The sequence below is a fragment of the Actinoallomurus sp. NPDC052274 genome (assembly GCF_040679475.1).
In the GTDB taxonomy this organism is placed as follows: domain Bacteria; phylum Actinomycetota; class Actinomycetes; order Streptosporangiales; family Streptosporangiaceae; genus Actinoallomurus; species Actinoallomurus liliacearum.
On the sequence record NZ_JBFAUT010000039.1, the window covers coordinates 60,282 to 81,991 of the forward strand.

Genomic DNA, 21,710 nt, shown 5'->3' on the forward strand with positions numbered 1-21,710 from the left:
GCGGTATCGGTTCATGAGGATTCGCCGGCGGTCGCGGCTGCCGCCTGCTTGAGACCGCCCCCTTCCCGCCCCCTTCGGGCTCACACACACCGCCAACGGGAGTAAGGCATCTATCACTTAGTGGTAAGCGCCAGGTTGGACCCGGTACCGCGCGGGCAGGTACGGCCGGGGACGACTCGGCCGGAGGAGGGCGGGTGGCGGGCCGCGATGACCAGGGACGACGGCCGGCGCGGTGGCCGGTGCGGCCGCGACCGAGGACCCGCTGGGCCGAGCAGGAGCCGACCGTCGGCCAGGTCGACGCGGCGGTGATCGAGGCGGCGCTGAAGCGGACGCGGGCGCGGCCCTCCGGAAACTGGTTCGCCATCGCGGCCAGCCGTGACGTGCGAGCGGACCGGCCATGGGGATTCCACGTCCTCGGCAGGGAACTGGTCGCCTGGCGCGACGGTGCCGGAGCGGTGACGGCCGGGCCCGGCGCGTGTCCGCACCTGGGCGCGCCGCTGGCCCACGGCCGGATCGTCTGCGGTGACCTGGTGTGCCGGTGGCACGGGCTGCGGCTCCCACCGGGCGGCGGAGCGGGGTGGCGGCCGCTGCCCTGCCACGACGACGGCGTTCTGACGTGGGTCCGGCTCGACCAGGCGGGTGAGGAGCCGTCGCCCCTGCCGGTGCTGCCCGCCCGGCCCCGGCCGGCGCGCAGCCTGCACGCGGTGATCCGGGCGGTCGGCGTGTGCGAGCCGGAGGACGTGGTCGCCAACCGGCTCGACCCGTGGCACGGCGCCTGGTTCCACCCCTACTCCTTCACCCGGCTGCGCGTGACGCACGCCCCGGCGGTCGGCGCCGGGGAGGCGGAGGACCGCTTCCTGGTCGAGGTCACCTACCGGGTGGGGCCGCGCCTGGGCGTGCCGGTGCTGGCGGAGTTCACCTGCCCGGAGCCTCGTACGGTGGTGATGCGCATCATGGAGGGCGAAGGCGCCGGCAGCGTGGTCGAGACGCACGCGACTCCGCTCGGGCCCGGCCGGGACGGCCGCCCGCGCACCGCCGTGATCGAGGCGACGATCGCCACCTCGGAGCGCCTCGGGTTCGCGGTCGCGCGGCTGGCGGCACCGGTGGTGCGACCGATGATGCGCCGCGCGGCGACGCGACTGTGGCGCGACGACCTGGCCTACGCCGAACGCCGCTACGCCCTACGCACCGGAACCTCCTGACCCGCGCCCGGCTCTCGGGGCGAGGTCGGCCAGGCGGCGGAGCACGGCCACGCGGCCGCGCAGCGGGACGGTGGTCAGCGAATGTCCCGCCAGGCCCCAGCGGGACAGCAGCCGGTTCGCGGCGTGCCAGCCGGTGGTGGCGGCGCGTTCCATCAGCGCGACGGGCAGGTCGACGCGGATGCCGTCGCCGGCCAGGACCAGCCCCGGCATCGGTCCGTCGACGGTCGGCCGACGGGAGAACGTGCCAGGCGCGAAGAGCGGGCAGTCCTGCCGCCACTCGGTCACGTCGCCGACGATCCGGGCGCCTTCGGTCTCCGGATAGATCCGGTGCAGGCGGCGCAGCAGGCGCGCGGCGGCCGCCTCGCGCGCCGCGGTCACCGCGTACGCGTGCAGCTCGACGACCGACCCACCGGTCGCGCGGGCCCAGGACGCGGCCTCCTCGTCGTAGTGGTTCAGCACGCTGATGTTGTCCAGCGGCGGGAGCCCGCCGGTGGCCAGGAACGCCGGCCGGTCCGCCGCGACGGGCCGATCGAGCCACAGGCGGCGGACGAGGTACGGCGGCGCGGTGGCCTGGGCGGCGACGCGGCCCCGCCACTCCGGGTCGCCGAGCCCGGGTGACGCGGCGACGAGATCGCGCAGGCCGGGGACGTCGAGGGCCAGGACGACCGCGTCCGCGTGACGGCTGCGGCGCCGTGTCTCCACGGCGAAGCCGTTCGGCCGGGGACGGACGGCGTCGACCGGGGTGCCGGTGTGGATCTCCGCGCCCAGGTGCGCCAGGTGACGGCCCGCCGCCGCCCACAGGTCCGCGAGCGGGCGGCGGGGGACGTCGAACAGCAGACCCTCGGCCGAGCCGAGGAAGTACAGATGGAACATCACCGCCAGCTCGGCGGCGGACAGCCGCTCCGGCGGGGCGAAGAAGCTGCGCGAGAACACATCGAACGCCAGGTGCCGGGCGGCGGCCGGGAAGCGCAGCCGGGTCAGGAACGCGGCGGCGTCCAGGTGATCGAGCCGCCGGTACGTGCCGGGCACGGTGACGTTCATGAGCGGGAGGGCCGCGCGGGCGTTCAGGCGCAGCAGGTCCCGGGCCCTGAAGGTCGGGCTGCGGAGGGCGAAGGCGAGGGCGTTCCAGGGCGGGGCGGTGGGCAGGCCGCGGAACGTGTCGGTGCGCCCCGCCGCGTCGACGAGCGGGTAGTCCGGCAGCGCCGTCAGCCGGTCGAGGTGCGGATCGGTCCGGCGCAGCAGGGCGCGGAGGTTGTAGTACTGGCGGAAGAACGCGTGAAAGCCCCGGCTCATGCCGACCCGGGCGCCGTCGGGCAGCGTCTCGGTCCAGCCGCCGGCCCGCCCGCCGAGGTGGTTCTCGCGCTCGTACAGCTCGACGGTGACGCCGCGCTCGGCGAGCGCGGTCGCGGCGGTCAGCCCGGCGATGCCGCCCCCGACCACGACGACGCGCGGCCGCTCCGCGAGCCCGTCCGCGTGCGGGCGTCCGGACGGCGGCGCATGGCGCACCCGCCTGCGATCCCGGCTCGCGCCGTCACTCACGGCGCCTCCGCGCGGAAGGTGTGCACGATGCCGCGCTGCCAGCCGCCGGCCGTACAGACCCGGACGCCGGTGAATCCGGCGTGGCCGAGCCGGTCGGCGAGCTCCTCCGGGGAGTCGAAGTCCAGCGCGCTGCGCCACAGGTAGCGGTACAGGCCCGCGTCCCCCGTCAGCAGCCGGCCGGCCGGGATGATCACGCCCCAGCAGACGGCGTGCCACACCAGCCGCGCGAGCGGCCCGTCGCGCAGCGCGTAGTCGTGGACGACGAGGACTCCCCCGGGACGCAGCAGGGAGCGCAGCGCCGCCGGCGCCGCGTCACGGGCGGGAAGGTTGCGGAGCAGGTAGGCCGCGAAGACGCCGTCGAACGGCCCGCCGAGATCCTCGGCGGCCAGGTCCTGGGCCGGGCTCTCGACGAACCGTACGGTGGCGGGCCACGGCTTGGCGCGGGCGCGGGCGAGCATCCCGGGTGAGGCGTCGACACCGACGATCTCGGCCCGGGGAGCGGTCGCGAGCAGCGCGGCGGTGGAGGCGCCGGTGCCGCAGCCGAGGTCGAGGAGCCGCGCCCCCGCCCCGTCCACCGGCAGGGCGAACGCGCGGGCGGCGCGGCGCAGGTCGGCGTGGTACCCGGGGTTCGCGCCGACGAGCCGGTCGTACGCCGCCGCGTGGCGGTCGAAGGCGGCGGGGACGCCGCTCCGGGGCAGCCGCCCTCCGGTCATCGGCCGGCCGTCTCGTCCGGCCGCCGGCGCTCCCAGACGAGCAAGGTGGCGGTGACGAGGGCGAACCCGAACAGGAAGTCCTCGACGGGGATGTCGAAGGGGAAGCGCAGCCCGGTGATCCCGCGCGGGTCGTACCCGACGACGGGTGCCGGCAGCCGCGTCAGGCTGCCGTCGACGACGACCTGGAAGCCGAAGACGATCAGCATCGTCAGCCAGTAGGCCGGGCGGCGGAAGAGGCCCGTACGCAGCCACCGGCGTTCGAGTGCGACGACGGCGGGGACCGACAGGAGCGCCGGAACCGTGTACCCCAGCCCGCTCATGGATCCTCCTTCGTCGGAGGAGTGACCGGAGGCGCTGCGCTCTCGATTCCCTCGCTCCGCTCGCTCATGGATCCTCCTTCGTCGGAGGAGTGACCGGAGGCGCTGCGCTCTCGATTCCCTCGCTCCGCTCGCTCATGGATCCTCCTTCGTCAGCAGCCGCCGTACGGTCTCCAGGGTGAGCACCGCGCAGACGGGCACGACGATGAAGAACAGCGCCTCCTCCAGCGGCACCGACAGCGGCAGCGTGACGCCGACGAGGTAGCGCGGGTCGTACCACCAGACGCCGGCCGCGATCGCGACCGCGTCCCAGGCGAGGAAGACGGCCGCGACGGGCAGCACGGCCCGCGCCAGCCGGGCCGGGCGCCGGTAGACCCGGCTGCCGGACAGCTCCAGGGGCAGGGTCACCACCAGGCAGCCGGCCAGCAGCAGCAGATAGCGCAGGTGGTCCACCTCACCGCCTCCGGGCGGGAGGCGCGTGCACCGCGCGGGTCCACAGGACGCGACCCAACGCGGACCCGGCGTAGGTCAGCCGCCGCCCGGCCCCGACGGTGACCCGGCCGGCGAAGACGTCATGGCCGCGGTCCTCGATCCGGTCGAGGATGCGGGAGTACAGCGCGTAGGCGGTGGCGATGCAGGGCCGCGCGGCCGGGTCCAGCAGGGCGATCCCCGGGCGGGCCAGCCGGTAGATCGCCCGGGTGCGGCCGATCTGGTCCGCCAGCGCGCGCCGTACGCGGGGATCGACGCGGCCGGTCCGCCGGCACCAGGCGAGCAGCTCGCGGTCGACGCCGTACGCCGCCAGTTCGTCGGCGGGCAGGTACACCCGGCCACGGTCGAGGTCCTCCCCGACGTCGCGCAGGAAGTTGGTGAGCTGGAACGCCCGCCCGAGGGCCGTGGCGTGCGGCACGGCCTCGGCCGGATCGCCGACGGTGCCGAGCACGGGCAGCATCTGCAGGCCGATGACCTCGGCCGACCCGTACATGTAGTCGCGCAGGGCCGCCCGGGTCGGGTAGCCGGTGACGGTGAGGTCCATCCGCATGGAGCGCAGGAACGCCGTGAACAGCGTGCCGGCGATGGCGAACCGGCTCGCGGTGTCCACGACGGCGGCCAGCACGGGATGGTCGCTCCGGCCGGCCCGCAGCCCCGCGGTGAGCGCGGTGGCGACGTCGTCCAGCAGCGCGGCGATCCGGTCGGGTCCGTGCTCCGGCCCGGGTTCGTCGACCAGGTCGTCCGTGTGCCGGGCGAACCCGTACAGGGCGTGCACCGCCGGTCGCCGGGACGGCGGGAGCAGCCGCGTCGCCAGGAAGTACGTCCGCCCGTGTCGCGCGTTGAGCGTCCGGCACCGGCCGTACGAGGCGCGCAGCAGCGGGTCGGTGATCCCGGCGGCGTCCAGCTCCCGGCGCGCGGCCGCCGTCTCCGGCCCCTCCCGGTGCCCGGTCCGGCCCGTCATCGCCGCCCGCCCGCGGAGGGGGCGACGAGGCGGCCCCGCGGACCGGCGATCAGGCCGCGCCGCTCCCGGGGGACGCCGGTGATGCGGTCGGCCGCGAGCCGGCCGGACAGCAGGGCCGCGGGAATGCCGACGCCGGGCACGGTGCCGCAGCCGGCCAGCACCGCGTTGTCCGCCGAGCGCGGGAGGTTGGCCGGCCGGAACGGCCCCGTCTGCGGCAGCGAGTGCGCCAGGCTGAAGGGCGTGCCGGCGACCAGGCCCTGCCCTTGCCAGTCGGCCGGCGTGGTCAGGTGGAGCAGGTCGACGGTGCTCGGCGCGAAGCCGAGCCGGCCCGCCACGATGTCGAGCATCCGACGGGCGTACTCGGGTCCGAGGTCGTTCCAGTCGACGGGCAGGTCGGTCAGGTTCGGAACCGGGACCAGGAGGGACAGCAACTGCAGCCCGGGCGGGGCGAGGGAGCGGTCCGTGGCGGTCGGCCGGGTCAGCAGGAGCGACGGGTCGCGCATCAGCCGGCGGCCGCTGGTCAGATCGTCGTAGCCGCTCTCCCACGCATGCCCGAAGAGCAGATTGTGGTGCAGGGTCCCCGCCCACGTGCTCGTCGCGGCCATGTGCAGCGTGATCACCGAGGACGCGGGTCGCAGCGACAGGACCCGATGCGGGGGGCCGCCCAGCAACCGGTAGGCCGTCGGCAACTCGCAACTGATCACGACCGCGTCGCAGGCGATCCGTTCGCCCTCCTCGGTGCGGACCGCGACGACGCGGCCGCCCCGGCGCTCCAGCGAGACGACGGTCGTGGCGTAGCGGAAGGAGACACCGGCGTCCGCCGCCGCGCCCGCCAACGCGTCCGGCAGGGCGCGCATCCCGCCGTACGGGAAGAAGACGCCGCCGACGATGTCCATGTAGGCGACCACGGCGTAGATCGCGAGGGCCCGGTGGGGCGCCAGGCCGCCGAAGAGCGTCGGATACGTGAAGATCCGCTGCAGCCGTTCGTCGCGGATGTACCGGGCGACCAGACGGTCCCACCGGATGAAGCCGCCCATCAGCGCCAGGCGCACCAGTCTCGGCCCCAGCACCCGAAGAGGCGAGTCGACGTTGGCGGCGATGAACCGCTCGAACTCCGCCTCGTACAACTGGACGAGCCAGTGCCGGAGCCGCCGGAAGCCGGCCTCCTCCTTCGGCCCCGCGAAGCCGCGGATCTCCTCGGCCATCGCCTCTTCGTCGGCGTGGACGTCGAGTACGGTCCCGTCGGCGAAGTGGGCCCGGTAGGCGGGGTCGAGCCGCACCATCGGCAGCCGGTCGTCCATCGACGCGCCGACCGTCGCGAGGGTGTCCTCGATGATGCCGGGCATGGTCAGCCAGCCGGGCCCGGTGTCCGTGCGGTAGCCGCCGACATCGCGGCGGCCGACCCTGCCACCGGGTCCGTCGCAGCGCTCGACGACGGTGACCTCACGGCCCTGCCCTGCCAGGTGCAGTGCCGCGGACAACCCGGACAGCCCCGCGCCTATCACCACGATCCGGTCGGTGCTCCCCCCGACAGTGCGCATGCCCCTCGCGTACCCGCGTATCCGCCGCCGAAGCACCGGCAGACCGTCGTTCCCGCAGCTCAGGACGGCGATGCGGGGATTGACCCGAGAATCGGCCGGATGCCGGATCCGCCGTGTCTAGCCGACCTTGGCGAGGGCCTGCTCGAGGTCCGCCCACAGGTCGTCGGGGTGCTCGATGCCGACCGCGACCCGGATCGTGCCGGGGCCGATGCCCGCCGTCCGGAGCTGCTCGTCGCCGAGCTGCCGGTGCGAGGTGCTCGCCGGGTGCAGGACGTACGTCTTCACGCCGCCGAACGAGGGGGTGAGGGCCGCCAGCCGCACCGCTCCCGCGAAGATCCGCCCCGCCTCGCGCCCGCCGGCCAGGTCGAAGGCCAGCACGCCGCCCTGGCCGTCGGGCATCAGGCGGACCGCGACCTCGTGGTCCGGGTGGTCCGGCAGACCCGGGTACCGGACGGACGCCACGGCGGGATGGCCCGCGAGCCGGCCGGCCAGATCGAGGGCGTTGTCGCAGTGCCGCCGCATCCGCAGGGCCAGGGTCTGCATCCCCCGGACGGTCAGCCACGACACGAACGGGTCGGCGGAGGCGCCGAGTTCGGCCGCGTAGTGCCAGACCTTCCGGTGCAGCTCCTCGGTGGCGAACACCGCCACGCCGCCGAGCACGTCCGAGTGGCCGCCGAGGTACTTGGTGGCCGAGTGGACCACGACGTCCGCGCCGTGGGAGATCGGGCGGCACAGGATCGGGCTCGCGAAGGTGTTGTCGACCACGCTGAGCACGCCCGCGTCCTTCGCCACGGCGATCAGCGCGGGCAGGTCGACGACCTGGGTGGTCGGGTTCGCGATCGTCTCCAGGTAGAGCACGCGCGTGTTGGGACGCAGCGCGCCGCGGACCTGCTCGGGGTCGGAACCGGAGACGTACGTCACCTCGACGCCCCAGCGCGCGGCGAGGTCGTCGAGCATCCCGATCGTGGCGCCGTAGAGGCAGCCCTGCGCGATGACGTGGTCACCCGAGCCGAGCAGCGCGAGCAGCGCCGCGTTGATGGCGCCCATCCCGGAGGCCGCGGCGAGTCCCGCGGCTCCGCCCTCGAGGTCGGCGACCGCCTCTTCCAGCACCCGGACGGTCGGGTTGCCGAGCCGGCTGTAGAAGAACGCGCCGTCAGGACCGCCGAACGCCTCGGCCATCACGTCGGCGTCGTCGAAGGCGAACAGGTGCCCCTGGTAGATGGGCACGCCGACCGGGCGGCTCCCCTCCACCTCGACGACGGGCGGGTGGACGGTCCTGGTCTCGGCGCGCGTTTTGTCCTGCGGTGAGTTCATGGTCCCATCCTCTGCTCCGGACGGCTCCGTCGCCACAACGCCCCTCGGCCTCGTACCGGCCCATGGTCAGAACGGCCGCGCACAGGTATTTGTCGTCTGTGGACGACAAATATGCTGGGCCTGATCACCGACCGAGGACGTCCATGGACATCGCGCAGCAGCCACTGCCCGCCTACTACCGCCTGAAGCGGCGCCTTCTCGCCGACATCGAGAGCGGTCACTACGGCATGGACGGCAGGCTGCCCACCGAGCACGCCCTGTGTGCGGCGTACGGCCTGAGCCGTACGCCGGTCGCGCGGGCGCTGTCGGAGCTGGCGGCCGAGGGGGTCGTGGTGCGGCACCGGCGGCGCGGCACGTTCGTGAACCCGGAGTGGATGCGGGCGCTGCGCGCGGCTCCGGAGGTCTCGGTGATGACCTGCGACCAGGCGTGGGCCGGCCAACTGCGGGAGGCGGCCGGCAAGGACCTGCGGCTGTCGATCACCTCGGCGCCGCTGAGCGAGCTGCGGACGATGTTCCGCCGGGCGATCGCCGAGGGCCGGGGCCCGGACCTGGCGCTCATCGACTCCGTGTGGGTGGCGGAGTTCGCCGAGTCGCACATGCTCACGCCGATCGGCGAGCTGGACCCCGAGTGGGTCGCGGCCGAGCACGACGCCGACTTCCTGCCGCCGTTCGCCGACGCGTACCGACACGACGGCGACGACATCGTCGCCGTCCAGGCCCAGGCGGACGTCACCGGCCTGTGGTACCGCCGCGAGGCCCTGACGGCCGCCGGGGCCTCCCCGCCCACCACCTGGCGGGAGCTGCGCGCCCTGGGGCGCGCGCTCGCGGCCGGCCTGCCCCGCGACCGGCACGCCCTGGTCATGCCCGGCGGCCCGGCCGCGACGGAGACCGCCACGTACGCGCTGGTCGGGCTGCTCGCCGCGAACGGCGCGACGATCTTCACCGCCGACGCGGTGACGCTCGACTCCCCCGCCGCCGTGGAGACGCTGCGGTTCCTGCGCCGCCTCGTCGACGACGGGGTGCTGCCGGCCGAGGTGGTGACCTACGACCGGCACAAGGCGGCACGGCTGCTGGCGGCCGGGCGCGCGGACCTGTTCGTGGGCGCGAGCTACCACGCCGAGCTGATCGCCGAGGAGACCGACACCCCGCTGCCCGAGGTCGGCGAGCGGTTCGGGTTCGTCCCGCTGCCCGCGGGCCCGCACGGGCCGTCGACGATCCTGTGCGGCGGGATGGTCTACTGCATCCCCCGCCAGGCGCGGAACCCCCACCTGGCGATGCGGCTGCTGCGCGCGGCCACGGCGCGGGACCGCCTGGCGGAGGTGTGCGCGGAGACCGGCCAGCTCCCGCCGCGCCGGAGCGTGCTGGACGCCATGGCGCCGGTGTCTCCGTTCCACGCCCAGACGGCGGCGCTGCTCGAGCACGCGGTCGTACGGCCGTCGGCGCCGGTGTACGCCCTGGTCTCCACGCAGCTCCAGGCGCTGCTGGAGGGCGTGCTGACCCGACGGTGGAGCCCGGCGGTGGGCGTCGCCCTGGCCGCCGACCGGATCAGCGCGATCACCGGCCTGCCCGTCGTCCGCGCCTGAACCGAACGCCTGACCGCGCGGCCCGCCGCCCGGCGCGGGCCCGAACCGGACGCCTCGCCGCGGAGCCCGCCGCCCGGCGCGGGCCTGACGCCGTTCACGTAACGCGTTCGTAACCCATTCGCTCGTACCTCTTGACGTGGAACGCTCCAGCTTCCACATTTGCCACATCACAGTGACAAATCCCTGCGGAGGGAGCGCACATGCGTCGTATATCGGCACTGGTGATGACGGCGGTGATGGTCTCGGCGTCGGCGAGCGCCTGCGGCGGCGGCGGATCTTCGGACAGCAAAACGATCAAGGTCGCCTACCAGAAGTTCGGCAACTTCATCGGCGCGGACGAGCTGTTCAAGAAGATCAAGCCCGTCTTCGAACAGCAGAACCCCGGTATCAAGCTCAAGCTCATCCCGATCGAGGCGGACGAGAACTCCTACTACACGAAGCTCAACCTCATGCGGCGGTCCCCGAAGACCGCCCCCGACGTCGCCTACGAGGACACCTTCTTCGTGAACTCCGACGCCGAGGCGCGCTTCCTCATGCCGCTCGACGCCAACCTCCAGTCCTGGCCGGACTGGTCGCAGTTCGTCGACGCGGCCAAGGTCGCGGGCAAGGCGGCCGACGGCCACACGTACGGCGTTCCGATGGGCACCGACACCCGCGGCCTCTGGTTCAACAAGCAGATCTTCGCCAAGGCCGGGCTCCCGGCGAACTGGCAGCCGAAGACCTGGAACGACATCCTCGCCGCCGCGCGGCAGATCAAGGCCAAGGTCCCCGGCGTGATCCCGCTCAACGTCTACGCGGGCAAGGGCGTCGGCGAGGCGTCGTCCATGCAGGGCTTCGAGATGCTGCTGTACGGCACCGACGACAAGCTGTACGACGACCAGGCCAAGAAGTGGGTCGTGCCGAGTAAGGGCATGGGCGCGGCCTTCGACTTCCTCAAGACGGTCTACTCCTCCGGGCTCGGCCCCACACAGCAGCAGGCGCTCGACCCGCACTGGAGCGACAACGTCGGCGGGCAGGAGCTTCCGCAGGGCAAGCTCGCCATCGCCCTCGACGGCTCCTGGCTGCCGCAGGCGTGGATCCCCGGCGGGGCGAACGCCTGGCCGCAGTGGTCCAGCACGCTCGGCACGGCGGCCATGCCCACGCAGAACGGCCAGGCGCCCGGCAAGGTGTCGCTGTCCGGCGGCTGGCTGCTGTCGGTCGGCGCCCGCACCAAGAACCCGTCGGCCGCCTGGAAGCTCGTGCAGCTCGCCCTGAACAAGGAGAACTCGCTGTTCTTCTACATCAAGGCGACGCAGGTGTCGGTGCGCAAGGACGTCGTCGCGGACCCGAAGTACCTCGAGGGCAACCCCACCCAGCGGTTCTTCACCGACCTGGTGTCCGTCACCCAGTACCGGCCCGCGTACAACGTCTACCCGCAGATCTCCAACCAGTTGCAGGCCGCCAGCGAGGCCGTGGTGACCGGCCAGTCCTCGCCCCAGTCGGCGATGAACGACTTCGCCGGCCAGGTCAAGCAGATCGCCGGGCCGGACAAGGTGGAGGCGAGGTCCTGATGGCCCGTACGCGCCTCCTCGTCGAAGGGACGACGCCCTGATGGTGGCCGTGGGCCTGCCCGAGCGCACCGTCACCCGCCGCCCGCCCGTCCGGCGCGGGCGGCGGGCCGTCGGCCGGGCGCTGCCGCTGGTGCCCGCCTTCGGCCTGCTCGCGCTGTTCTTCGTCGGGCCGATCCTGTGGTGCGTCTACGCGTCGTTCACCGACATCGCGCTGACCGGCGCGGGCGCCAGCAGCCCGCACCTGGTCGGGCTGCGCAACTACCGGGAGATGTTCGCCGACCCGGCGTTCGCCAAGTCCCTGTGGCTGACGGTCGTCTTCGTCCTCGGCTCGGCCGTCATCGGGCAGAACCTCGGCGGCCTCGCGCTCGCCCTGCTCATGAACGGCCGGCACCGGATCGTCCGCGCCGTGGTGGGCGGCATCGTGGTGGGCGCGTGGGTGCTGCCGGAGCTGGTCGCGGGGTTCATGTGGTACGCGTTCCTGTCCGACCACGGCACGTTCAACGCCATCCTGCGCGCGGTCGGCCTGCACGGCGGGAGCTGGCTGTTCAGCAATCCCCTCGCGGCGGTGACGATCGCGAACGTGTGGCGCGGCACGGCGTTCTCGATGCTCGTCTACTCGGCCGCGCTGTCGAACGTGCCGGACGAGCTGATCGAGGCCGCCGCGGTGGACGGCGCGTCCGGCTGGGCGCGGCTGCGGCACATCACGCTGCCGCTGATCCGGCGGTCCATGCTGACCAACCTGATGACGATCACGCTGCAGACGCTGGCGGTGTTCACGCTGATCTTCGTCATGACGGGCGGCGGACCCGGGACCAAGAGCCAGACCCTGCCGATCTTCATGTACCAGCAGGCGTTCAAGTTCTACCACCTGGGCTACGGCGCCGCGCTGGCGATCGTGCTGCTGGCCGTGGGCGCCGTGTTCTCACTGGTGTACCTGCGGGCCATGCGGAAGGAGGTGTGACGTGGCGCTCGCCTCTCCCACCGCGCCCGGACGACGCACCGCCGCGGTCGCCGCCTACGTCGTGCTGGCCCTCGTGGCGCTGGCCTTCCTCGCGCCGTTCGGCTGGCTGTTCCTGGCCTCGGTCTCCAGCACCCCGACGACGGACACGTCCATCCCCGACGCGCCGACGCTGCGCAACTTCGTCGACGTCCTCACCGGGGACAACCTGCACTCCCTGGCCAACAGCCTCGTACTGTCGCTGGGCTCGGCGCTGCTCACGCTGCTGCTCGCCGCGCCGGCGGCGTACCCGCTGTCGCGCTACGGCCGCAGGTTCGGCCGGCCGGTCCTGCTGGGCCTGCTGTTCGCGACCGGGCTGCCGGTCACGGCGATCATGGTCCCGGTGTACGGGCTGTTCGTCCAGCTCGACCTGCTCGACTCGATCCCCGCTACCGTGCTGTTCCTCACCGCCACCGGGCTGCCGATGGCGATCTGGATGATGAAGAACTTCATGGACGAGGTGCCGATCTCCCTGGAGGAGGCGGCCTGGGTGGACGGCGCGAACGGTCTGCATGCCCTGGTGCGGATCGTGTTGCCGCTCATGGTCCCGGGCACGACCGTGGTGTTCACGTTCACCTTCACGCTGACCTGGGGGAACTTCTTCGTCCCGTTCATCCTGCTGATCGATCCGGGCAAGCAGCCCGCCTCGGTCGCGATCTACCAGTACTTCGGTCTCAACGGCATGGCCTCGTACGGCCTGCTGGCCGCGTTCTCGATCCTGTACTCGCTGCCCGTCGTCCTGCTCTACACCGTCGCCCAGCGCACCCTGGGCAACGCGTTCGCGATGCAGGGCGCCGTCAAGGGCTGAGCCAAAGGGAAGCCTTCATGCGCATCGCCGCCATCGAGTCGACCGACCTGTTCGCCGGCTCGACGTCGCATCCCCGGCAGATCGTCCGTGTGACGCTGACCGGGGCCGACTCCCCCCTGACCGAGATCCGGGTCTCGCTCACCGGCCCGGCCGTGAGCACCCCCGAGCCCACCGTCGTCACCCGCCTGGACCCCGGCGAGACCCTGGTCGCCGAGGTCGGGGTGAGCCTCGCCGAGCCCGTCACCGAGGGCGCCGTCCGCCGCGTCACCGCCGTCGCCGAGACGCCGGGCGCGGACCGCGCGACCCTCGACGGCGAGATCACCGCCGCGGTCACCGGCTGGACCATGTGGATGGTCTCCCACTTCCACTACGACCCGGTGTGGTGGAACAGCCAGGCCGGGTTCACCGCGACCTACTATGACCTGCCCGCCGCCGAGGAACGCCGGCCGTCGACCGTCCGGACCGCGCTGGACCTGGTCCGCGCCCACCTGGACGCGGCCCGGCGCGACGAGGACTACAAGTTCGTGCTGGCCGAGGTCGACTACCTCAAGCCGTACTGGGACGTCCACCCGGAGGACCGCGCGGACCTGCGGCGGTTCCTCGACGAGGACCGGATCGAGATCGTCGGCGGCAACTACAACGAGCCGAACACCAACCTCACCCACCCCGAGTCCACCATCCGCAACGCCGTCTACGGCATCGGGTACCAGCGCGACGTGGTCGGCGGCGACCCGCGCTCGGCGTGGATGCTCGACGTCTTCGGGCACGACCCGGCCTATCCGGGGCTGATGGCCGACGCCGGGCTCACCTCCTCCGCCTGGGCGCGCGGCCCGTTCCACATGTGGGGCCCGAACCGCCACGTCGGCGACAACGAGCGGATGCAGTTCCCCGCCGAGTTCGAGTGGATCTCCCCGAGCGGGCGGGGCCTGCTGACCGCGTACATGGCCAACCACTACAGCGCGGGCTGGGTGATGGAGGAGCAGGCCCGCACGCTCGAGGAGGCCACGGAGCTGGCGTACGGCCAGTTCAGCGAGCTGCGCCCGGTCGCGGCCACCCGCAACGTCCTGCTGCCGGTGGGCGGCGACCACGTGATCCCGTCCCGGTGGAGCACCGAGGTGCACCGGGACTGGAGCAAGCGCTACGTCTGGCCGCGCTTCGTCGTCGGCCTGCCCAAGGAGTTCTTCGCCGCCGTACGCGAGGAGCTGGGCGAACGTCGCGCCGTGCCGGTGCCGCAGACCCGCGACATGAACCCGGTCTACACCGGCAAGGACGTCTCCTACATCGATACGAAGCAGGCGCAGCGGGTCGCCGAGGTCGCGGTGCTCGACGCCGAACGCCTCGCCACGCTCGCCGCGCTGACCGGCGCGGCCTACCCGGCGGAGGCCGTCGACAAGGCCTGGCGGCTGCTCGCGTACGGCGCCCACCACGACGCGATCACCGGCAGCGAGTCCGACCAGGTGTACGTCGACCTGCTCGCCGGGTGGCGGGAGGCGTACGAACTGGGCGACACCGTCCGCACGGCCGCCCTCGACCACCTCGCGGCACGGGCCGACACGACGGGCCCGGGCCGGCCGGTGATCGTGGCGAACACCCTGTCCTGGGCGCGCGACGGCATCACCACCGTCCGGCTCACGTTCGACGAGCCGCGCCCCGGCCTGCGCCTCGTCGACGACGCGGGCGAGCCGGTCCCCTGCCTCGCCGAGGGCGTTCGGACCGCGGCGGGCGGGGGCGTGGCGGAGGTCACGCTGACCTTCCTCGCCCGCGCCGTGCCCTCGCTGGGCTACCGCGTCTACCACGTCGTCGACGCCGACGACCTGCCCTCGGGCTGGACGCCGGCCGACGGCGCCGAGGCGGCCAACGCGGCGTTCGCGGTGACCGCCGATCCGGCCCGCGGCGGCGCCCTCAGTTCGATCCGCGACCTGCGGACCGGCGACGAGCTGATCCGGCCGGGCGGGCTGGGCGGCGAGCTGTACCTCCAGGAGGAGCACCCCACGCACCCCGTCTGGGGCGAGGGCCCGTGGCACCTGCTGCCGGCCGGCCCCGGGCACGGCACCGGCGCCCGCCCCGCGTCCGTACGGGTCGAGGAGTGCCCGATCGGCCGCCGGATCGTCACCGAGACGACCCTGGACGGGCTGACGATCACCGGTGAGGTCCTGCTGTGGGACGGCGTCGACCGGGTGGACTTCCGCACCCACGTCGGCGGCTCGATCGGCCAGGACCACCTGTTGCGCGTGGGCTTCGACCTGGACGTCCCCGGCGGCCGGCCCGTCGCCGAGGTGGGCTTCGCCGCGATCGGCCGGCCCTTCGGGTTCCCCGACGCGGACACCGCCGAGAGCCTGTGGACGCTGGACAACCCGGCCCACACCTGGACCGCGCTGAGCGCGACCGTGCGCGTCGCGCTGACCGGCGACGACGGCTCCCGGGAGGAGCACGCCGTCGGGGTGGCCGAGGTGATCGGCACCGACGAGGGCGAGCCCGCCCGCGCGGTGCTGACCGCGCTGGCCGCGCAGGGCGTGACCGCGACGTTCGGCCGTCCGGACGGCCCCCGCTACGGCGCGCTCGACGTCGACTCCAACCTCCCCGACGCCCGGATCGTCCTCGGCGGCCCGGAGGAGAACGGCTTCGCCGCCGAGGTCCTGGCCGCCGCCGATCCGGCCTACGCCGCGGCGCTGGCCGAGCACGGCCGGGTGTTCGTGCCCGCCGCCCGCCCGCTCGCCGAGATCTGGGTCCCGGACGCGGACGTGCGCGGCGTACGGGACCTGCCCGTGCTGATCGTCGCCGGTGACGTCGCCGGCCTGTGCGCCGACCTCGGCGACGCGACGATCGACGTACGGCGACCGGCCGGACTGGACGGGTCCGACGCGCCGTACGCCGACCGGTCGGTGGCGCTGCTCAACGCCGGCCTGCCGGGCACCGTCACGACGCCGGAGGGCCGGGTGTACCTCAACCTGATGCGCTCCTGCAGCACGTGGCCCAGCGGGGTGTGGGTCGACGGCCCGCTGCGCACGGCGCCCGACGGGTCGAGCCTGTCCTGGCAGCACTGGAACCACACCTTCGGCTACTCCCTGACGGCCGGAGCGGGCGACTGGCGGGCCGCGGGCTTCGTTCGCGCCGGGCAGGAGTACAACCACGAGGTCCTGGCGAGGCCCACCGCCGCCCACTCCGGCGTGCCCGCTCCTCGCGACGGCCTGGTGACGGTCGAGCCGGCGAACGTGCTGCTGTCCGCGCTCAAGCCGGCCGGCGATCCCCTCGCCGCGGCGTTGCCCGGCGACGCCGACCCCGCCGACGGGGTCACCGTCCGCGTGTACGAGTCCGCCGGCCGCCCGGCGACGGCGCGGATCGGCCTGTTCACCGGCGTCACGGACGCGTCCCGGACCGACCTGCTGGAGTCCGGCGGCCGGGCGGCCCCGGTGGACGGGACCGCCGAGGTCCCGCTCGGCGCCGCCGACGTCGCCACCGTCCGCCTGCGCCCGGCCCCCGGCAGGGTGACCGAAGCGACCGGCACGACGACCGGACCCGCCGGTACGGCGACCGGGACCGTCGCGCTGGGCCCGGCCGCGGAACCGGCCCAGCCGGTGTTCGGCCGCTACTGGCTGCACAACAAGGGCCCCGCCCCCGTCGGCAACCTCCCGGTCGCGGTGCATCTGTCCCCGCAGCGGCTCGACGGCCCCGGCCGGATCCGCCTCACCGTCGCCGCCTCGGGCCGGGAGGCGGCCGGACGCGTCGAGCTGGACGTGCCGGACGGGCTCACCGTCACCGGCCCGGCCCTGGACTACCGGCTCGCGCCCGGCGAGTTCGCCGAGTACGAGCTGACCGTCGACGCGCCGGACGCGGCGGGCACCTACTTCGTGGGCGCCCGCATCCGCGACGACCTGGGACAGCTCATCGAGGACGTCGTCACCGTCCAGGTCGGCGCGGCCCCGGCGGGCGAACCGCTGCACGTCGAGACGACCTCGTCCGCGAACCCGCTCCGGCCGGGCGACGACGGCGAGATCGCCGTGCGGCTGCGCAACTCCGCCGCCGCGCCGATCCGCGGCGAGGCGCAGCTGATCAGCCCGTACGGCACCTGGGGCCCGGGCGCCGACGTCCTGATCACCCCGTGGACGGCGGGCTTCGAGGTGGCGCCGGGCGCCGAGACCGTCGTCCCGTTCCACCTCCACGCGGCCCGCGCCGCCCGGCCGGGAGCCTGGTGGGCCCTGGTCCGCGTGACGTACTTCGGCCGCCTCCACTACACCGAAACGATCCCCGTCGAGATAACGCCCTGACCCGAGGGATGCGGGGCCGCGTCCCCGGCCCCGCATCCCCCTACTCATCCGTCGCCGGCGTGCGGCCGGATCCGGCCGGACGCGAACCCCGGCGGGAGCGCCGCCATCAGAGGAGCCGACCGAATCGCCACCCCGCCGTGAAGGAACGCCCTTGCTCACCAGCCGCACCCTCGCTCGCCTGGCCATCGTCGGCGGGATCGCCGCCGGCTCGGCCCTGCCGCTCGCCATGACCGCCGACGCGAGCACCAAGGTCACCCGGCACGTCACCGTCCGGATCTCCACCCAGGATCAGACGATCAAGCACGGCAAGTGCTACCTGACCGACAGCCCGAACCTGCGAATCCTGGTCAAGGCGGACGGCCACCTCGTCCGGTCGGTGTCGATGCACGTCACCCCGGTCCGCGGCAACTGGTGCCCGAAGTCCTTCTCCTACACCGCGTCGAAGAAGGCGGCGATCAAGCTGTACCAGCGCACGTCCGGCGGCGGCTGGACGGCAACGCGGCGTCTGTACCGATGCGGCACCCACCCGCGCGAGACCCTCTTCGCCTGCTACCTCAACCACTGACGGTCCGGCCCGCGCCGCCATGGCGAGCGATTCCTACCTGGATGCCCGCCTTGGCGGCGGCGGGACGGGGTATCGCCGCCACTCGGCTGGGCGGATTGCTCGGCAAAGGAGCACGGCTGCCGGTACATCTGGGCGGTTTATCCCGGTTCCCGGCCCCGATCACCGAGCATTCGTGCCGATGCCCGATCGCCGGCACCGGGCTTCGCCTGGGAGCCCAGTCGGACGCGGCACGTACGTCCACGGCACCGCCGCGCGAGCCGAGATCCGCCCCGGAACGGGTGCAGCATGCCGGGCAGCACCCGCCGGGTCAGGTGGACGGCGGAGGTGACGTTGAGGTTCACGAGCCGGAGCTCGTCGGCCAGATCGTTGTCCGCGAACGGCCCGGAGACGCCGACGCCCGCGTTGACGGCCAGGGCCTCGGGCGTACGCCCGGTGACGCGGATCGCGTCGTACAGCTCTTCCACGCCGTCGTAGCCGGCGAGATCCACGCGGACGGCGGTCACGGCGGCGCCGGTGGCCCGCAGCTCGCGCGCCGCGACGTCGAGTTCGGTGTCCTCGGCCGCGATGAGCACGTCGAAGCCGTTCCGGGCGAACTGCTCGGCGAGCGCGCGGCCGATCCCGCTGGACGCGCCGGTCACGACCGCCATCGGCCTGGTCTGCTCGGTCATGAGGATGTCCTTTCCGCGCCACCGCCGACGCCGCCGCCGCGACGCGCTGTGTTCCTCCGCTCGCTCACGGTCTCCTTCCGTCGCCACGACGCCATCCCCGCTGACGCGCCGATAAACCCCTCAGGTCCGTGAGCCCTGCGGTCAACAGGTAAAGATCACTCGATTTGACGAAACCGTTGCGTTCGAACGGAGTTGCCGTTGTGCCAGCGGGAAAAAGCCGAAATAGCGACTGATTCGCTCAAAAGAAAGGTGGTGGGTCACATGTCCGCGCGCCCTATGCCCGGCATCGAGGAGCATCCCGACATAGCTGCGCTTCGCGCACGGTATGACCGCGTCGCCGAGACGAGGTCCGCCCACACGCTCGATGGTCTGACCTTCCTGAGCGGCCTGTACCTGTGCATCTCACCGTGGGTGGTCAACTTCCACGGCCGTACCACCACACTGACCGTGAACAACCTGATCACCGGGATCGCGGTCACGCTCCTGGCGCTCGGCTTCACGTCGGCGTACGGGCGCACCCACGGCGTCGCCTGGGTCGTGCCCCTCATCGGCATCTGGACGATCATCGCGCCGTGGGTGATCAGCGGCGCCAGGCCGAGCACGTCGATCATCATCAACAACGTCCTCACCGGCGCGCTGATCACCCTCTTCGGGCTTGGTGCGGCCGCGATCGGGATGATGTCGCACCGGCGCCACGGCGGAGAGATGCCGATGCAGCCGAGCAGGCCGACCCCGCGCCGGGGAATGATGTGAGCGATGCCTGAGTCAGATCACCCGATCAAGGGCGAGCACAAGTACGAACAGAAGATCACCTCACCCGAGCAGCACGAGGAGCGTCCGGGGAGGAGCCTGGTGACCACCGACCATGAGGTGATCCGCCACTGGGCCGAGGAACGGGGTGCCCACCCCGCGACGCCGCCCGGGAGTGAGTACGAGGGCAGGCCGGGACGCCTGCTGCTCGACTTCCCCGGCTACGGAGGTCAGGACCTGCGGGAGGTCTCCTGGGACGACTGGTTCCGGACCTTCGACGAACGCGAGCTGAACTTCATCTACCAGGAGCACAAGGCGGACGGCTCACCGAGCAACTTCTTCCGGCTGGAGAATCCCGACGAGCCCTGAGCCGGGGCGCGGGAGACCCCGTCAGGCGTCCTTGCGCCAGACCAGGACGGCGGAGATCGGGTGGTTGCGGTAGCGCTCCCACTTTGGCTTGACCGCGAGCCACCGGTCGTCGATGACGCCCTCCCGCATCTCGACGAGACGCCAGCCGGACGTGACGCCGGCCATGACGTGGTCGCTCAGCAGGTGGACGTGCGTACTGATCGCGATCGGCTCGCCCGACGCGCTCGTGAAGTGGGTCGGCATACCCGACGCCATGATGAAGTGCGGGTGGAAGGCCACGATCACGCACAGCGCGCCCGGCTCCGCCAGGCGCCAGGCCTCGGCGTAGAACGGCGTCAGGTCGGCCAGGTGCTCGTCGATGAGCGACGCGATGACCAGGTCGTACGCGCCGCCGTCGAGCCCGGTCGCCGTCACGTCGGCCTCGAACAGCCGGTCGTGCCCGCCCTTCGACCGCGCGACCGCGAGCATCTCGGGGGTGAGGTCGACCCCGTCGATGGCGGTCACCCCGTGCCGCCGCAGCCAGGCGGCCGTCCGGCCGGTGCCGCATCCCAGGTCGACGGCGCGCCGCACCGTCTCCCAGGAGGGCTCGGTGAGCCGGTCGAGCAGCGCGAGGTCCATGACGTCCTCGACGGTCTCCTCGTACGTGCCCACCCACTGCCCGTAGCCGGTCCGTACGTCCACCATCCGATAGCCGCGGGTGTCGAAGTCAGCGAACCGCACCATGCGACCCAGTATTCATGATCATCGAGCCGGTCCGTCAATCGCCCGGGTGATGGCGGACTCGACGGCGGCGACGCGGTCGGCGAGCAGGCCGAGAGCGCCGACCGCCCGGGTCATCGGGTCGTCCTCGGCGCCACCGAGCGCCTGGGCGCGCTGGTAGGACGCCTTGACCGCCGCCCAGCGTTCGGCCCGTTCGGCGGTGAGCGTGCCGCGCAGCTCGGCCAGCTTGAGCAGGTTGGCCTCGGCCCCGGAGGCGAGGGTCTGGGCCTCGCCGAGGTAGTGGTCGTCGATGACCGCCTCGAGTTCGGCCTCGTTCATCACCGGCACGATCCGCTCGGCGAGCTTGTTCATGTTCCGGTACGAGCCCTGGAGCTGGAACGGCGGCTCGGTCCGGGAGGCGTCCGCCTGGGCCGCCGAGGCGATGTAGGCGCGGTTCGCGGCCAGGATGACCTCCCGGACCCGCAGCAGCCGGCGCAGCACCGCGGTGATCTGCTCGACCTCCGGGCCGGAGTACGGGTGCGCGAGCCGGTCCGGGGACACGGTCGTGTCGCCCTGCGCGAGCCGGACGAACAGCTCCACGTCGGCCCGGTCCCGGGTGGACAGCGGCGCGAGCACGGGGTTGGAGGTGAGGGAGTTCTCCAGGTAGCTGAGCGCGAACAGGTCCTCCCGGCCGGACAGCACGTCGCCGAGGTTCCACACGTCGGCGCGGTTGGCCAGCATGTCGGGGATGCGGAAACGCTGCCCCGACTCGGTGTAGGGGTTGCCCGCCATGCAGACCGCGAAGCGCTTGCCGCGCAGGTCGTACGTGCGGGTGCGGCCGTCCCAGACGCCCTCGATGCGGCGCTGCGCGTCGCACAGCGAGATGAACTTGCCCAGCAGCTCGGGTGAGGTGTGCTGGATGTCGTCGAGGTACAGCAGCACGTTGTTGCCCAGCTCCAGGGCAAAGTTGATCTTCTCGACCTCCTGGCGGGCGGTCGCGTCCGGGGCGTCCGCCGGGTCGAGCGAGGTGACCGACGGGCCGAGCGCCGGGCCGTTGACCTTGACGAACATCAGGCCGAGCCGGCCCGCGACGTACTCCATCAGCGTCGTCTTGCCGTAGCCGGGCGGGGAGATGAGCAGCAGCAGGCCCATCTGGTCGGTGCGCTTGGCGTCGCCGGCGGCCCCGAGCTGCTTGGCGAGGTTGTCGCCGATGAGCGGCAGGTACACCTCGTCCAGCAGCCGGTTGCGCACGAAGGAGCTGAGCACGCGCGGCCGGTACTCCTCTCTGGCCGCCGTCCTCGCCGCCGAGGGCCTGACCTTCGACGACGTCGTCAAGTCGACCGTGCACCTGCAGGACCTGCACCGCGACTTCGCCGCCTA

General features: G+C 73.0%; 18 protein-coding genes and 1 pseudogene. 9 read left to right on the forward strand and 10 right to left on the reverse strand.

All coding sequences use genetic code 11. The features are described from left to right. Positions 1–194: 194 nt before the first annotated feature. Entirely contained in the window at positions 195–1,202 is a 1,008-nt protein-coding gene (locus AB0K82_RS28705) for a DUF5914 domain-containing protein (protein WP_364402818.1), read from the forward strand. On the opposite strand, the gene AB0K82_RS28710 is transcribed toward AB0K82_RS28705, so the two are convergent. The 7 genes from AB0K82_RS28710 to AB0K82_RS28740 form a co-directional block, all read right to left on the reverse strand. Beyond that, the gene (locus tag AB0K82_RS28710) at positions 1,182–2,741 is read right to left on the reverse strand and encodes an FAD-dependent oxidoreductase (RefSeq protein WP_364402821.1); all 1,560 of its coding nucleotides are present in this window, start codon (positions 2,739–2,741) and stop codon (positions 1,182–1,184) included. The two genes, AB0K82_RS28705 and AB0K82_RS28710, sit on opposite strands and share 21 nt — an antisense overlap. Continuing rightward, entirely contained in the window at positions 2,738–3,454 is a 717-nt protein-coding gene (locus AB0K82_RS28715; protein WP_364402822.1) for a class I SAM-dependent methyltransferase, read from the reverse strand. Before AB0K82_RS28715 ends, AB0K82_RS28710 begins: the two co-directional genes overlap by 4 nt. Next, complete coding sequence (locus AB0K82_RS28720) at positions 3,451–3,774, reverse strand: lycopene cyclase domain-containing protein (RefSeq protein ID WP_364402825.1); 324 nt, start codon at positions 3,772–3,774, stop codon at positions 3,451–3,453. Before AB0K82_RS28720 ends, AB0K82_RS28715 begins: the two co-directional genes overlap by 4 nt. A 132-nt stretch (positions 3,775–3,906) precedes the next feature. Further along, complete coding sequence (locus AB0K82_RS28725; protein WP_364402828.1) at positions 3,907–4,224, reverse strand: lycopene cyclase domain-containing protein; 318 nt, start codon at positions 4,222–4,224, stop codon at positions 3,907–3,909. Position 4,225: 1 nt separating this feature from the next. Next, positions 4,226–5,221: a phytoene/squalene synthase family protein gene (locus AB0K82_RS28730; RefSeq protein ID WP_364402831.1), complete on the reverse strand. Its 996-nt coding sequence runs from the start codon at positions 5,219–5,221 to the stop codon at positions 4,226–4,228. Continuing rightward, positions 5,218–6,762 carry a phytoene desaturase family protein gene (gene crtI / locus AB0K82_RS28735; RefSeq protein WP_364402834.1) on the reverse strand — a complete coding sequence of 515 codons (1,545 nt, stop codon included), beginning with the start codon at positions 6,760–6,762 and terminating at the stop codon, positions 5,218–5,220. Before crtI ends, AB0K82_RS28730 begins: the two co-directional genes overlap by 4 nt. A gap of 117 nt (positions 6,763–6,879) precedes the next feature. Beyond that, positions 6,880–8,076 (reverse strand): aminotransferase class I/II-fold pyridoxal phosphate-dependent enzyme, encoded by a 1,197-nt coding sequence (locus AB0K82_RS28740; protein ID WP_364402837.1) that lies wholly within the window; start codon positions 8,074–8,076, stop codon positions 6,880–6,882. Between the two features lie 143 nt (positions 8,077–8,219). On the opposite strand from AB0K82_RS28740, the gene AB0K82_RS28745 reads away from it, so the two are divergent. The 6 genes from AB0K82_RS28745 to AB0K82_RS28770 all read left to right on the forward strand — a co-directional run bounded on the left by AB0K82_RS28745 (position 8,220) and on the right by AB0K82_RS28770 (position 17,844). Continuing rightward, a complete protein-coding gene (locus AB0K82_RS28745) occupies positions 8,220–9,659 on the forward strand; it encodes an extracellular solute-binding protein (RefSeq protein ID WP_364402840.1) in 1,440 nt (479 codons plus the stop codon). A 200-nt stretch (positions 9,660–9,859) separates the two neighbouring features. Continuing rightward, the gene (locus AB0K82_RS28750) at positions 9,860–11,209 is read left to right on the forward strand and encodes an extracellular solute-binding protein (RefSeq protein ID WP_364402843.1); all 1,350 of its coding nucleotides are present in this window, start codon (positions 9,860–9,862) and stop codon (positions 11,207–11,209) included. Between the two features lie 40 nt (positions 11,210–11,249). Continuing rightward, on the forward strand, positions 11,250–12,170 hold the full coding sequence (locus AB0K82_RS28755; RefSeq protein ID WP_364402845.1) for a sugar ABC transporter permease: 921 nt from the start codon (positions 11,250–11,252) through the stop codon (positions 12,168–12,170). Position 12,171: 1 nt separating this feature from the next. Further along, positions 12,172–13,014: a carbohydrate ABC transporter permease gene (locus AB0K82_RS28760; RefSeq protein ID WP_364402847.1), complete on the forward strand. Its 843-nt coding sequence runs from the start codon at positions 12,172–12,174 to the stop codon at positions 13,012–13,014. Between the two features lie 17 nt (positions 13,015–13,031). Further along, positions 13,032–17,279, forward strand: a complete 4,248-nt coding sequence (locus AB0K82_RS28765) for a glycoside hydrolase family 38 C-terminal domain-containing protein (RefSeq protein WP_364402850.1) — start codon at positions 13,032–13,034, stop codon at positions 17,277–17,279. Between the two features lie 151 nt (positions 17,280–17,430). Beyond that, the gene (locus tag AB0K82_RS28770; protein ID WP_364402851.1) at positions 17,431–17,844 is read left to right on the forward strand and encodes a hypothetical protein; all 414 of its coding nucleotides are present in this window, start codon (positions 17,431–17,433) and stop codon (positions 17,842–17,844) included. Positions 17,845–17,981: 137 nt separating this feature from the next. Here AB0K82_RS28770 and AB0K82_RS28775 read toward each other — a convergent pair whose 3' ends face one another. Next, the gene (locus AB0K82_RS28775; RefSeq protein ID WP_364402854.1) at positions 17,982–18,512 is read right to left on the reverse strand and encodes an SDR family NAD(P)-dependent oxidoreductase; all 531 of its coding nucleotides are present in this window, start codon (positions 18,510–18,512) and stop codon (positions 17,982–17,984) included. A gap of 261 nt (positions 18,513–18,773) precedes the next feature. Here AB0K82_RS28775 and AB0K82_RS28780 point away from each other — a divergent pair, with 261 nt between their 5' ends. After that, the gene (locus AB0K82_RS28780; protein ID WP_364402856.1) at positions 18,774–19,265 is read left to right on the forward strand and encodes an SPW repeat protein; all 492 of its coding nucleotides are present in this window, start codon (positions 18,774–18,776) and stop codon (positions 19,263–19,265) included. A gap of 3 nt (positions 19,266–19,268) precedes the next feature. Further along, positions 19,269–19,631 (forward strand): hypothetical protein, encoded by a 363-nt coding sequence (locus tag AB0K82_RS28785; protein WP_364402859.1) that lies wholly within the window; start codon positions 19,269–19,271, stop codon positions 19,629–19,631. 21 nt (positions 19,632–19,652) lie between these two features. Here the strand turns inward: AB0K82_RS28785 and AB0K82_RS28790 are convergent, their stop codons facing one another. Both AB0K82_RS28790 and AB0K82_RS28795 read right to left on the reverse strand, forming a co-directional pair. Beyond that, a complete protein-coding gene (locus AB0K82_RS28790; RefSeq protein ID WP_364402861.1) occupies positions 19,653–20,354 on the reverse strand; it encodes a class I SAM-dependent methyltransferase in 702 nt (233 codons plus the stop codon). A gap of 18 nt (positions 20,355–20,372) precedes the next feature. After that, positions 20,373–21,614, reverse strand: a pseudogene (locus AB0K82_RS28795) (AAA family ATPase); the annotation flags it as partial. Positions 21,615–21,710: the final 96 nt, after the last annotated feature.

Coding starts and splice junctions, on each gene's coding strand:
- AB0K82_RS28715 (WP_364402822.1), bottom strand. CDS start 3,454: ATGACCGGAGGGCGGCTGCCCCGGAGCGGCGTCCCCGCCGCCTTCGAC.
- AB0K82_RS28720 (WP_364402825.1), bottom strand. CDS start 3,774: ATGAGCGGGCTGGGGTACACGGTTCCGGCGCTCCTGTCGGTCCCCGCC.
- AB0K82_RS28730 (WP_364402831.1), bottom strand. CDS start 5,221: ATGACGGGCCGGACCGGGCACCGGGAGGGGCCGGAGACGGCGGCCGCG.
- crtI (WP_364402834.1), bottom strand. CDS start 6,762: ATGCGCACTGTCGGGGGGAGCACCGACCGGATCGTGGTGATAGGCGCG.
- AB0K82_RS28740 (WP_364402837.1), bottom strand. CDS start 8,076: ATGAACTCACCGCAGGACAAAACGCGCGCCGAGACCAGGACCGTCCAC.
- AB0K82_RS28745 (WP_364402840.1), top strand. CDS start 8,220: ATGGACATCGCGCAGCAGCCACTGCCCGCCTACTACCGCCTGAAGCGG.
- AB0K82_RS28750 (WP_364402843.1), top strand. CDS start 9,860: ATGCGTCGTATATCGGCACTGGTGATGACGGCGGTGATGGTCTCGGCG.
- AB0K82_RS28755 (WP_364402845.1), top strand. CDS start 11,250: ATGGTGGCCGTGGGCCTGCCCGAGCGCACCGTCACCCGCCGCCCGCCC.
- AB0K82_RS28765 (WP_364402850.1), top strand. CDS start 13,032: ATGCGCATCGCCGCCATCGAGTCGACCGACCTGTTCGCCGGCTCGACG.
- AB0K82_RS28775 (WP_364402854.1), bottom strand. CDS start 18,512: ATGACCGAGCAGACCAGGCCGATGGCGGTCGTGACCGGCGCGTCCAGC.
- AB0K82_RS28780 (WP_364402856.1), top strand. CDS start 18,774: ATGTCCGCGCGCCCTATGCCCGGCATCGAGGAGCATCCCGACATAGCT.
- AB0K82_RS28785 (WP_364402859.1), top strand. CDS start 19,269: ATGCCTGAGTCAGATCACCCGATCAAGGGCGAGCACAAGTACGAACAG.
- AB0K82_RS28790 (WP_364402861.1), bottom strand. CDS start 20,354: ATGGTGCGGTTCGCTGACTTCGACACCCGCGGCTATCGGATGGTGGAC.